Origin of the sequence: Stenotrophomonas sp. Y-13 (assembly GCF_046267925.1) — a bacterium.
Classification (GTDB): domain Bacteria; phylum Pseudomonadota; class Gammaproteobacteria; order Xanthomonadales; family Xanthomonadaceae; genus Stenotrophomonas; species Stenotrophomonas acidaminiphila_A.
The window spans coordinates 1,623,915-1,635,911 of record NZ_CP176501.1; the positions used below are offsets into that span (position 1 = coordinate 1,623,915).

An 11,997-nucleotide genomic window follows, 5' to 3' on the forward strand; every position below is an offset into this window, starting at 1 on the left:
GCCGGCCTACGCCCGCGGCAGCCGGCACCGGTCCGCATCCTCCCGGGAGCAGTACGCATGACCGACATCAAGACCCTCGCCGAGCAGTGCCGCGACGCCTCGCAGGTGCTGGCGCGCCTTTCCAGCGATGCACGGTGCGCACTGCTGGCGTCGATGGCCGATGCGCTCGATGCCGATGCCGGCGCCATCCTCGCCGCCAATGCGCGCGACCTGCAGGCCGCGCGCGACAAGGGCGTGGGCACGGCGATGCTCGACCGGCTCGCCCTGGACCGGCAGCGCCTGGCCGGCGTGGCCAACGCCCTGCGCGAGGTTGCCGCGCTGCCGGATCCGGTCGGCCAGGTGACCCGCGACGACACGCGGCCCAACGGCATCCGCGTGCAGAAGGTGCGCGTGCCGCTGGGGGTGATCGCGATGATCTACGAGGCGCGCCCGAACGTGACCGCCGACGCCGCGGCGCTGTGCATCAAGGCCGGCAACGGCGTGATCCTGCGCGGCGGCTCGGAGGCGATCCATTCCAATACCGCGATCGCCGCCGCGCTCAAGCGTGCGCTGCGCGGGGCCGGGGTACCCGATGCCGCGCTGACCCTGGTGGAGGACCTGCGCCGCGAGACCATGCTGGAACTGCTGCAGCTCAACGACATCGTCGACCTGGCGATCCCGCGCGGTGGCGAGGGCCTGATCCGCTTCGTCGCCGAACATGCGCGGGTACCGGTGATCAAGCACTACAAGGGCGTGTGCCACCTGTACGTGGACGACAGCGCCGACCTGCAACTGGCGCTGGGCCTGCTGGTCGACGGCAAGGTATCGCGTCCGGCGGCGTGCAATTCGCTGGAGACCCTGCTGGTGCATGCCGACATCGCGCCGCGCTTCCTGCCGCTGGCGGCCGACGCGCTGCGCACACGCGGGGTCGAACTGCGCGGCGATGCCGCCACCCGCGCGCTGGTCGCCGGCGTGGCGCCGGCGGACGAGGCCGACTACGCGGCCGAGTACCTGGACCTGATCCTGGCGATACGGGTGGTCGATTCGCTGGATGCGGCGATCGCCCATGTCCGCCGGCATACTTCCGACCACACCGAAGTCATCGCCACCGGCGACCTGGCCCACGCCGACGCCTTCGTGCACGCCCTGCGCTCGGCGGTGGTGATGGTCAACGCTTCGTCGCGCTTCTCCGACGGCGGCGAACTGGGGCTGGGCGCGGAAATCGGCATCTCCACCACGCGCCTGCACGCCTACGGCCCGATGGGCCTGGAGGCACTTACCGTGGAGCGTTTCGTGGTGCGTGGCGACGGCCAGGTCAGGGGATGAAAGCCAGGAACCCGTGAGGCGCAGCCAGGAACGAGGCAGGGTCCGTCCCTGCTTCTGCGTCCTCCCGTTCCCTGTTCCCCCAACCGGTTCCTAGCTCCAATGGTCCTCGAGCTGCTGTGGCTTGCACGCGAACCATGCCGCGACCAGCAGCACCAGTGAACACAGCATCAGGAAGGCGAACGACCCGGCCCAGCCGCCGCTGAGGCCATGCAGCCAGCCGAACAGCAGTGGCCCGAGGCAGGCCAGGCTGTAGCCCACGCCCTGCATGAAGCCCGACAACGCGGCCGAGCCGGCGGGGGTGCGCGTGCGCAGGTTGATCAGGGTCAGCCCCAGCGGGAACGTCGACGGGCCCAGTCCGGCGATCACCACCCACAGCCACGGTGCCTGCATTGGCGCCCACAGCAGGCCGGCGAAGGCGACGGCATTGAGGCCGACCACCAGCATCGCGATCGGGAACGGATTGCGCATGCGCACCGCCAGCGCCGGCACCAGCAGCGACGGCAGCAGGCCGATGGCCGAATACAGCGCGACCATGACCCCGCCAAAGGCCTCGCTCGCGCCGGCCCCGACCATCACCTTGGGCAGCCAGGTGAACAGCGAATAGGTACCCAGCGACGTCATGCCGAACATCAGTGCCATGCCCCAGCCCAGCGGGGTCTTCCACACCCGTCCCGGTGCGTGCGCCACGGCGGCGTCCGCGGTGCGCCGGGGCCGCGGCGTGCGCCGCGCCAGCAACACCCAGGGCAACAGCGCGGCCAGCGACAGCAGCGACCACATGCCCAGCGAGACGCGCCAGTCGAAACGGTCGGCCACCGGCACCGCGAGCAGTGCGGGGACCATCGTGCCGGCCTGCAGCACGGTGATGTAGAGCGTGCTCAAGGTGCCGACGCGGTCGGCGAAGTAACGCTTGACCAGCGGCGGCACCACCACGTTGCCGATGCCCATGCCGGCCAGTGCCACCGCCGAGCCGGCCAGCAACATGCCGACGCCGCCGGCGCTGGCGCGCAGCAGCAGGCCGGCGGTGGCCAGCAGCATGGTCAGTACCGCGGTGCGTTCCAGTCCGATCCGGCGGATCAGGCGCGGCGTGCCCAGGGCGAACGCGGCGAACGCGGCCGTGGGCATCATGCCGAGCACCCCGGTCATGGTGCTGCCGAAATCGAACAGGTGGCCCAGGCGGTCCAGCAGTGGCGTCAGCGAAGTGACCGCGCTGCGCAGGTTGGCCGCCACCAGGATGATGGCGGCGAAGGCGAGCAGGCGGCCCTTCAGCAGCGAAGGCCGTGGTGCCGTGGACGCGGGATTGGACATTGCGTGGCTCCGGCGCGGACAGGACGCGACCGCGCGGTCCGCGGAATGACGAAAGGAACCGCCGGGAGTGATTCCCGGCGTCGCCGCGCGATGGCGCGGCGGGTTCGCAAGGGCGAAAAGACGAAAGCCGGCACAAGGCCGGCTTCTGTCGAACTGGTCGGGGAGACAGGATTCGAACCTGCGACCTCTACGTCCCGAACGTAGCGCTCTACCAGACTGAGCTACACCCCGAAGGAGCCGCCTATGATAGCGGCGAGGCAGGGTGCGTGCAACTGTTTTCATTGCCGCCGCGGGGCTGTCGCCAGGCGTCCGGCACCGTGCCCGGCGGCGGTGCTTGGCCCACGAAAAAGCCCGGCCGACGTTGCCGTCGGCCGGGCTTGCGTGTTTCGACCTTTGGTCGGGGAGACAGGATTCGAACCTGCGACCTCTACGTCCCGAACGTAGCGCTCTACCAGACTGAGCTACACCCCGCGAAGGAGGCGGAAAGATACTCCCCGGCACGCATTCTTGCAATACCGCGGGCGTGTTTTCCTATCGCTTTTCTTCGATCCTGCGCTGTTCGCGGGCTTCGAACCACATGCCGTTGAGGATGGCGGCGGTGGAGGCCAGGCCGACGCCGAGAATCCAGGCGAAATACCACATGGGGGAACTCCTTGGTGTGTCGTTGTCAGTAGGCGTTGGGGTTGTCGCCCATTTCCTGCAGCGTGGTCTTGCCCTTGAGCACGCGGTACACCCAGATGGTGTAGGCGATGACGATGGGCAGCAGCAGCACCGTGGCCAGCAGCATGATCCACAGGGTCAGGTGGCTGGACGAGGCATCCCAGGCAACCAGGCTGGAGCCGGGCTGGCTGGAGGACGGCAGCAGGAACGGGAAGGCCGCGAAGCCCACGGTGAGGATGATGCCGGCGATCGACGTACCCGAGGCGATGAACGCAAGTCCACCGCGACGCCTGCGCAGCAACACCGCCGCGGCGAGCGCGCCGAGCAGGCCGGCCGCCGGCGCGAGCAGCGTGGCCGGCATGCTGGAGTAATTGTGCAGCCAGCCACCGGCGGCGGTGATCTCCACGCTCTTGAGCAGCGGGTTGCTGGCGCCGTCGGTGACCAGCGGCGAGGTGATCGCATAGCCGGGCAGGCCCAGCGCCACCCACGCGCCGCCGGCGGCGAACAGCGCGAAGCTGACCAACGCGGCGATGCTGCCCAGGCGCGCGGAGCGTTCGGCCACCGGGCCGTCGGTCTTGAGCACCAGCATCGACGCGCCGTGGGCGACCAGCATGGCCACGCTGAGCAGGCCGGCCAGCAGGGCGAACGGGGTCAGCAGGCCGAAGAAGCTGCCGGTGTAGAACACGCGCTGGCTGTCGTCGAAGTGGAACGGCACGCCGAGCAGCACGTTGCCCACGGCCACGCCCATGATCAGCGCCGGCACGAAGCCGCCGATGAACAGCGCGCGGTCCCAGTTGTCGCGCCATGCCTGGCTCTGCAGCTTGCCGCGGTACTTGAAGCCGACCGGGCGCAGGATCAGTGCGAACAGGATCACGAACATCGCCAGGTAGAAGCCGGAGAAGCTGACCGCGTACAGCGGCGGCCACGCGGCGAAGATCGCGCCGCCGCCCAGGATCAGCCACACCTGGTTGCCTTCCCATACCGGGCCGACCGTGTTGATCACCAGCCGGCGTTCCTCGTCGGTCCTGGCCACGAACGGCAGCAGCGTGCCCACGCCCAGGTCGAAACCGTCCATCACCGCGAAACCGACCAGCAGCACGCCCAGCAGCAGCCACCAGATCACGCGCAGCGTGGTGTAGTCCAGAAGAATGAAATCCATGAGTGTGCTCCTGCCTCAGGCCTGGCCGGCGGCATGGTGGGAAACGGACGGCTGCGGCGCGGGCAGGGCGTCGCCCGGGCCCTTGCGGATGGCCTTCAGCATCAGCTTGATCTCGATGATCATCAGTACCGTATACAGGGCCACGAACCCGGCCAGGGTCAGCACGATCTGGTGCAGGGCCAGGCCCGAGGCGGCGTAGAAGGTGGGCAGCACGCCTTCCACCGCCCACGGCTGCCGCCCGTACTCGGCGATGAACCAGCCGCATTCGATCGCGATCCACGGTGCCGGCAACGTCCACAGCGCGATCTTCAGGAAGGTGCGCTTGTCCTGGAAGTTGTGGCGGCAGGAGTAGTAGAACGCCACCGCGAAGAAGGCGATCAGGTAGAAGCCCAGGCCGGCCATCACCCGGAACGTCCAGAACAGCGGCAGGACCCGCGGCACGGTATCCATGGCCGCCTGCGAGATTTCCTGCGGCGTGGCGTTGAGGATGTCGTCGCGGTAGCGCTTGAGCAGCAGGCCATGGCCCAGGTCCTGCCAGTGCCGGTCGAACATTTCCCGCGCCTCGCGGTCGTTCTTGTTGGCGCGGATGCGTTCCAGCGCGCCGTAGGCCAGCTGGCCGCCGCGGATGCGGTGTTCGGCGCGCTCGACCAGCTCCAGGATGCCGGGGATCGGCTGGTCCAGCGAGCGGGTGGCGATCAGCCCCATCAGGTAGGGAATCTTGATCGCGTAGTCGTTCTGGTGGGTCTGCTGGTTGGGAATGCCGAACGCGGTGAAGTCGGCCGGGGCGCGCTCGGTCTCCCACATCGCCTCGATGGCGGCCAGCTTCATCTTCTGGTGCTCGTTGGCGGCATAGCCGCTCTCGTCGCCGAGCACCACCACCGACAGCGAGGACAGCAGGCCGAACGCGGCGGCCACCGCGAACGAGCGGCGGGCGACGTCATGGTGGCGGTTGCGCAGCAGGTAGAAGGCGCTGATCGACATGACGAACACCGCGCCGGTGACGTAGCCGGCCGACACCGTGTGCACGAACTTGGCCTGCGCCACCGGGTTGAACAGCACCGCCATGAAGTCCACGACTTCCATGCGCATGGTTTCGGGGTTGAACACCGCCCCGACCGGGTTCTGCATCCAGCCGTTGGCGATCAGGATCCACAGCGCCGACAGGTTGGTGCCCAGTGCCATCAGCCAGGTCACGGTCAGGTGCTGGACCCTGCTCAGGCGACCCCAGCCGAAGAAGAACAGGCCGATGAAGGTGGCTTCCAGGAAGAACGCCATCAACCCTTCGATGGCCAGCGGCGCACCGAAGATGTCGCCCACGTAATGGCTGTAGTAGGACCAGTTCATGCCGAACTGGAACTCCATCACGATGCCGGTACCCACGCCCATGGCGAAGTTGATGCCGAACAGCACGCCCCAGAACAGCGTCATCCGGCGCCAGACGTCCTTGCCGGTCATGACATAGACGCTTTCCATGATCGCGATCAGGAACGAAAGCCCCAGCGTGAGCGGGACGAAGAGGAAGTGGTACATCGCGGTGAGCGCGAACTGCAGCCGCGACAGTTCTACGACGGTCGTATCGATCATGGCCTGGCTACCTTGCGGATTGCGTGCATCATGGGGGAGTGAAGGGGGAGTGGTCGTGAATTTTCAATAATGAATGGTGATCCCGCCCTTGACCTGGATCAATGCGACATGGCGTCGCAGCGGTGAACGTGCCGCGCGCGCGGATGCGATCATGCACGTTCCGGCGAATCGATTCCCTCCTGCAGGTTGCCCGTCTTGAGTGAAGTTTCCCCCCCGGCCGACGCCGCCCGCCAACGGCGCCGCCGGCACCAGCAATGGCTGACCGCGCTGGCCGGCGCGGCGCGCGGGCAGCAGCGGGTCGCGGCGCTGGCCGCCTGCCTGTCCGGCGCCCTGCTGGTGGCGCAGGCCGGGGCGATCGCCTGGCTGATCCAGGCCGTGCTGGTCGAACACCGTCCGCTGGCATCGCTTGCGCAGGTGTTCGCCGCGCTGGCGCTGGTCCTGCTGCTGCGCAGCGCGCTGGGCGGGCTGGCGCAGAAAGCGGCCGGCGAAGTGGCCGACGCCGCGCGGCTGGCGTTGCGCGAGCAGGTCTACCGGCGCCTGCTCGGCCGCGGGCCGCTGTGGCTGCGGCGCCAGCGCAGCGGCGAGCTGGGCGAGCTGCTGCTCGCCCATGGCGATGCCATCGAGGGCTACTACGCCGGGTTCCAGCCGGTCCGGGCCGAAGTGATGGTGGTGCCGCTGCTGATCGTGGCGGCCGTGGCCTGGGTCGACTGGACGGTGGCGCTGATCCTGCTGTGCACCGGGCCGTTGGTGCCGGTGTTCATGATGCTGGTGGGGCTGGGCGCCGAAGCCGCCGGCCGCGAGCAGCTGCAGGAGCTGGCGCGCATGGGCGGGCACTTCGCCGACCGCATCAAGGGGCTTGGCCTGTTGCGCCTGTATGGGCGCGGCGAGGACGAGCTGGCCGGCATCGCCACCGCGGCCGAGGGCGTGCGCGTGCGCACGATGAAGGTGCTGCGCATCGCCTTCCTGTCATCCACCGTGCTCGAGTTCTTCGCCTCGGTGAGCGTGGCGATGGTGGCGCTGTACCTGGGGCTGAGCTACCTGGGGATGCTGTCGCTGCATGCCACGGTGCCGACGCTGGGCGCGGGCGTGTTCTGCCTGCTGCTGGCGCCGGAGTTCTATGCGCCGCTGCGGCGGTTGGCCGCGCATTACCATGACCGCGCCAACGCGCTGGCGGCCGCCACCGAGGTCGAGCGCCTGCTCGACGGCGGCGACCCGACGGCGGCGGACGCCAGCGTGCCCGCGCCGCCCGCGCGGGTGCCGGAGCCGGCACAGGCGCGGGCGCCGCTGCTGGTCGCGTCGTCGCTGGTGCTGCGTCCCATCGGCGCGGGTCACGACGTGGTGGCGGATTTCTCGCTGGACATCGATGGCGGGCAGCGCCTGGCGCTGGTCGGGCCCAGCGGCAGCGGCAAGAGCACCGTGCTGGAGGCGCTGGCGGGCTGGCTGCCGCCGCGCGGGGGGCGCATCGTGCTGCGCGACGGCGCGCGCGTGGGTTACGCCGGGCAGCGCCCGTACCTGTTCCACGGTTCCATCGCCGACAACCTGCGCCTGGCCGACCCGGGCGCCAGCGACGCGCGGCTGCGCGCGGTGGCCGAGGCCGCGCAGGTGATGCGCTTCGCCGCACAGTTGCCGCAGGGGCTGGATACGGTGATCGGCGAGCGCGGTTTCGGCCTGTCCGGCGGCGAGGCCCGCCGCATCGGGCTGGCGCGGCTGCTGCTGCGTGATCCCGACCTGCTGCTGCTGGACGAGCCCACCGCTTTCCTGGATCCGCGAACCGAGGCCGACCTGCTGCAGTCGCTGGCCTGCTTCACCCGTGGCCGCGCGGTGCTGATGGCCACCCACAGCGCAGCGGCGATGCAATGGGCCGATCGGGTGGTGCGGCTGGATGAGGCGGTGCGCGCATGAGCGGCGGCGATTCCCTGCGCGCGGTGTTCGCCCGGCATCGCGGCCGCCTGCTGCTGGCGGTGATGCTGCTGCTGGTGACGATGCTGGCCGGCGTCGGCCTGCTGGGGCTGTCCGGCGGGTTCCTGACCGCCGCGGCGCTGGCCGGGGCGCTGGGCGCCGGCGCCACCTTCAACTTCTTCTCGCCGTCGGCGGGGATCCGCGCATTGACCTTCGTGCGCATCGTCTCGCGTTACTTCGAGAAGCTGGTCGGCCACGACGCGACCCTGCGCATCGCCCGCGACCTGCGGGTCTGGTTCTTCCGGCGCGCGTTGCCGCTGGCGCCGGCGCGCCTGGGGGGCACGCGCACCGGCGAACTGCTGGCGCGGTTGATGTCCGACATCGGCGAAGTGGATGGCCTGCTGGTGCGGGCGGTGGGGCCGCTGCTGGCGCTGGCCGGCATCGCGCTGGCCTGCATCGCCGTGGCCGCCAGCATCCATTGGCCCGCGGCCGCGCTGTTGCTGCTGCTGTCGCTGCTGGTCGGCATCGGCGTGCCGTTGCTGGCCGTGCGCCGCGGCGATGCCGGTGAGGCCGCGCGCGCGCGGCATCGTGCGCGGCTGCGTACGCTCGCCTACGAAGGCCTGGAGGGCGCGGCCGACCTCGCCGCGCTGGAGGCGCGCGACGCCTGGTGCGCGCGCGTCGACGCCGCCGCGCGCCAGCTTGGCGGCGACGACCACCGCCGCCGCGGCCGGCTGATCGCCGGCAACATGCTGCATTCGGCCTGCGCCGGGCTGGGCCTGCTGGCGATGCTGTGGCTGGCGCTTTCCGCCTTCCAGGACGGCAAGGTGACGGCGCCGCTGGCCGCCACGCTGGTGTTCCTGACCGTGGCACTGCTGGAAGTCGCCGCCGGCTGCGGGCTGGCCTGGCAGGCGCTGCAGTCGGCGCGCGTATCGGCCGGACGGCTGCAGGCCATCGTCGACCAGCCGTCCTCGGTATCCGACCCGGCGCGGCCGCGCCCGCTGCCGGCACCGCCGGCCACGCTGTCGTTCGAGCAGGTGGTGTTCGCCTGGCCTGGCGAGTCCCGGCGCCTGCTCGATGGCATCGACCTGCAACTGCGGCCCGGCGAACGCATCGCCATCGGTGGTGACAGCGGTTGCGGCAAGACCACGTTGTCGGCGCTGTTGCTGCGCCTGTGGGATCCGCAGGCGGGCGCGGTGCGCTGGGGCGGGGTCGACCTGCGCGACGTCGCCCAGGCCGATTGGCATCGGCATGTCGCCTGGCTGCCGCAGGGCGCGCCGGTGTTCGCCGGCAGCATCGCCGACAACCTGCGGCTGGGCCAGCCGCTGGCCGACGACGCACGGCTGTGGGCGGTGCTCGAACAGGTACGGCTGGGCGACTGGGCGCGCCGCCAGGGCGGGTTGGCGGCGTGGGTCGGCGAGAACGCCGCCAACCTGTCCGCGGGCCAGGCGCGGCGCCTGGCGTTGGCGCGTGCGCTGCTGCGCGACGCGCCGTTGATGGTGCTGGACGAGCCGACCGAAGGCCTGGACGTGGATACCGCCGACGCGCTGCTGGTCGACATGGCGGCCGCCCTGGGCCCGCGCAGCCTGCTGATGATCACCCACGGGCATCTGCCCGACGGGGTAGTGCACCGCCAGTACCGGTTGCAGCGCGGGCGCCTGTTGCCCGTGGACGGCGGGGCGCAGGGCTGAGGCCGGCGCAGGGATCGCGCCGGCCAGTACCGCCGGCGCGCCGCGGGGCGCGCGTGATATCTCGCTCCGGGGCATGCCGTGGCGGTCTTGCGCGGCACGCCGCGCGGGGGTGATGACCGGCGCCCTGCGCATGCGGGGACCTGGTTGCGGTCATCGATAGCGCGTGCCGTCGACCGTGGGGGGCGGAAGTGGCGGCCGCCGGTCGTGGGGCGCGGTGCTGGCGGCGGCGGGTTCGCGTACGCGCAGGAAGCGCGCGAAGCGCGGCAGGCCGTTGCGGGTCAAGCCGTTGTAGCGGTAGGTGACCAGGCTGCCGATCGCCGGCGGCGCCATGCGCTGGGCATCCTTGAAGCCGCTGCCGATGCGGAAGCGGGCGCCGTCGGCGCGCTCCACCAGCAGCGCGCCGAGCAGGCCGGCGTACTTGCCCTTGCCGGGCAGGTGCGCGACCACCCGCGCGTCGGCGTCGTTCCAGGATTTGAGCTTGAGCAGGCCGCTACTGCGGCCAGCGATGTAGTGGTTGTCCTGGTGATGCAGCATCAGCCCTTCGCCGCCGGCCGCCACGATGGCGGTCAGATGGCGATGCAGCGTGCCGGTATCGGCGATGCGCTGTTGCGGGACGAGCGCCAGGGTCGGCGAGGCGGCCTCTTCGACGAGGGCGCGCAGCGCCGCCAGGCGCTGGCTGAAGGTGCCGCCGTGCCCGGGCAGGTCGAAGACCATCAGCCGCAGGCTTCGCCAGTCATCCGCGTCGGGCGGATAGCGGCGCACGCTGCTGCTGGCGTGTTCGAAGCGGCCGCGCCCTGCCCACAGCTCGCCGTCCAGGGGCTGCGGCGGCCAGCCGCGGGTGAATCCGTCCGGGGCGTCGATGCGGTGGCCGGCGCGGGTCCACAAGGCGTGCCCGTCCCAGCGCGCGCGGACGCCGTCGAGCTTCTCGCTGACCCAGTAGCGGGAGACGTCCGGCCCGTCGCGCCACTGGCTGGCCAGCATCGGTGAAGGTACCGCCGCTGCCTCGGTGCGGGGCAGCAGCAACAGGTACAGCAGCAGGGTCCACAGGCGGCGCATGCTGGCTCCAGGAATGACTGGAGTAACAGCGTGCGCGCGGCGCAGGGGATGGTTGGATCGGGCGCGGCGCCGGCAGGGTGTAGGGACCTGCCACGCCGCAGCGTGGGTCAGGAACCGCGCAGGGTGTCCAGGAAACCGCGCACGGCTGGGCCGTAGCGGTCGTAGTCCACGAGGAACGCATCATGGCCCTGCGGCGAGTCCATGCCGATGAACTGGGCGTCGGCGCCACCGGCGCGCAGGCCGTCGGCGATCTGCTGCTGCTGCTCGACCGGAAACAGGATGTCGGTGTTGGCACCGATGGCCAGTGCGCGCTGCACGTGGATCTTCGCCAGCCCGGCCATGACGTCGCCGGCGCCGTACTCGGCCAGGTCGAACCAGTCCATCGCGCGGCCCAGGTACAGGTAGCAGTTGGGGTCGAAACGGCGCACGAAGCGGCGCGCGTGGCCTTCGAGGTAGCTTTCCACCTGGAACTCGAGGCCGAACGGATCGTCGTCGCCCTGCTCCGAATCCAGCCGCACCCGGCCGAAACGCCCGTCCCATTCCAGCGCCGAGCGGTAGGTGATGACGCCCAGCTTGCGCGCCATGCGCATGCCCGATTCCGGGTAATGGGCGTCGTCGTAATCGCCGCCGTTCCAGGCCGGGTCCAGGCGGATGGCCTCGCGCTGCAGCGAGCGGATGGCGATGGAGAAGGGCAGCGCCTGCGCGCTGCCGGAAATGTTGATGTGGGTGCGGGCGATGCCCGGATGCTGCAGCAGCAGCGCCAGTGCGGTCATGCCGCCCATCGAGTTGCCGACCAGGCAGGCCAGCTGTTGGATCCCGAGCGCGCGCACCACCTCGGCCGCGGCGTTGGCGATGTCCTCCACCGACAACTCCGGGAACGACAGCCGGTAGGGCCGGCCGGTCGCCGGGTCCAGCGACGCCGGGCCGGTGGAGCCCTTGCAGCTGCCCAGCGAGTTGACGCAGACCACGAACCAGCGTCCGGTATCGATCGGCTTGCCGGGGCCGAGCATGGGCTCCCACCAGCCGGGCGCGGGGTTGCCGGGATGGCTGGCGGCGTGGGCATCGGGCGACAGCCCGGTGACGATCAGGATGGCGTTGCCGGCATCGGCGGCCAGCGTGCCCCAGGTTTCGTAGGCGATGCGCGCGCCGTGCAACTGGCCGCCGCGCTTCATCGGGAACGGCGAGGCCAGAGCGTGGAAGCGGCTGCCTTCGGGGATGAACTCGGTCATCGGCCGATTCTACCGGCCGTGCGCCGATACGGGGATGGCAGGCGATGCCCCGGCGTTATCAGGGCATGAGCCGTGGTTACCACGGCCGTGGGTAATGCCGCCGCTGCAACCG

General features: G+C 70.6%; 9 protein-coding genes and 2 tRNA genes. 3 read left to right on the plus strand and 8 right to left on the minus strand.

All coding sequences use genetic code 11. The annotated features are described in order from the left end of the window. The first annotated feature begins 57 nt into the window (after positions 1–57). Complete coding sequence (locus ACJ7VY_RS07330) at positions 58–1,305, plus strand: glutamate-5-semialdehyde dehydrogenase (protein ID WP_409476691.1); 1,248 nt, start codon at positions 58–60, stop codon at positions 1,303–1,305. A 90-nt stretch (positions 1,306–1,395) separates the two neighbouring features. Here the strand turns inward: ACJ7VY_RS07330 and ACJ7VY_RS07335 are convergent, their stop codons facing one another. The 6 genes from ACJ7VY_RS07335 to ACJ7VY_RS07360 all read right to left on the minus strand — a co-directional run bounded on the left by ACJ7VY_RS07335 (position 1,396) and on the right by ACJ7VY_RS07360 (position 6,013). After that, positions 1,396–2,610 carry a CynX/NimT family MFS transporter gene (locus ACJ7VY_RS07335; RefSeq protein ID WP_409476692.1) on the minus strand — a complete coding sequence of 405 codons (1,215 nt, stop codon included), beginning with the start codon at positions 2,608–2,610 and terminating at the stop codon, positions 1,396–1,398. A 154-nt stretch (positions 2,611–2,764) separates the two neighbouring features. Beyond that, a tRNA-Pro gene (locus ACJ7VY_RS07340) sits at positions 2,765–2,841 on the minus strand. Between the two features lie 163 nt (positions 2,842–3,004). Continuing rightward, positions 3,005–3,081: transfer RNA gene (locus tag ACJ7VY_RS07345), tRNA-Pro, on the minus strand. 60 nt (positions 3,082–3,141) lie between these two features. Continuing rightward, positions 3,142–3,252, minus strand: coding sequence for a cytochrome bd-I oxidase subunit CydX (cydX, locus tag ACJ7VY_RS07350; RefSeq protein WP_104938631.1), 111 nt, complete (start codon positions 3,250–3,252; stop codon positions 3,142–3,144). A 25-nt stretch (positions 3,253–3,277) separates the two neighbouring features. Then, positions 3,278–4,429: a cytochrome d ubiquinol oxidase subunit II gene (gene cydB, locus ACJ7VY_RS07355; protein WP_161614791.1), complete on the minus strand. Its 1,152-nt coding sequence runs from the start codon at positions 4,427–4,429 to the stop codon at positions 3,278–3,280. Between the two features lie 15 nt (positions 4,430–4,444). Next, positions 4,445–6,013, minus strand: coding sequence for a cytochrome ubiquinol oxidase subunit I (locus ACJ7VY_RS07360; RefSeq protein WP_161614792.1), 1,569 nt, complete (start codon positions 6,011–6,013; stop codon positions 4,445–4,447). 195 nt (positions 6,014–6,208) lie between these two features. On the opposite strand from ACJ7VY_RS07360, the gene cydD reads away from it, so the two are divergent. Both cydD and cydC read left to right on the plus strand, forming a co-directional pair. Further along, positions 6,209–7,915 (plus strand): thiol reductant ABC exporter subunit CydD, encoded by a 1,707-nt coding sequence (cydD, locus tag ACJ7VY_RS07365; RefSeq protein WP_409476693.1) that lies wholly within the window; start codon positions 6,209–6,211, stop codon positions 7,913–7,915. After that, positions 7,912–9,600 carry a thiol reductant ABC exporter subunit CydC gene (gene cydC, locus ACJ7VY_RS07370; RefSeq protein ID WP_409476694.1) on the plus strand — a complete coding sequence of 563 codons (1,689 nt, stop codon included), beginning with the start codon at positions 7,912–7,914 and terminating at the stop codon, positions 9,598–9,600. The genes cydD and cydC overlap by 4 nt, the downstream gene beginning before the upstream one ends. A 150-nt stretch (positions 9,601–9,750) precedes the next feature. Here the strand turns inward: cydC and ACJ7VY_RS07375 are convergent, their stop codons facing one another. Both ACJ7VY_RS07375 and ACJ7VY_RS07380 read right to left on the minus strand, forming a co-directional pair. Next, positions 9,751–10,656: a DNA ligase gene (locus tag ACJ7VY_RS07375; RefSeq protein WP_409476695.1), complete on the minus strand. Its 906-nt coding sequence runs from the start codon at positions 10,654–10,656 to the stop codon at positions 9,751–9,753. A 107-nt stretch (positions 10,657–10,763) separates the two neighbouring features. Then, positions 10,764–11,885 carry a homoserine O-acetyltransferase gene (locus tag ACJ7VY_RS07380; protein WP_313231632.1) on the minus strand — a complete coding sequence of 374 codons (1,122 nt, stop codon included), beginning with the start codon at positions 11,883–11,885 and terminating at the stop codon, positions 10,764–10,766. Positions 11,886–11,997 lie beyond the last annotated feature (112 nt).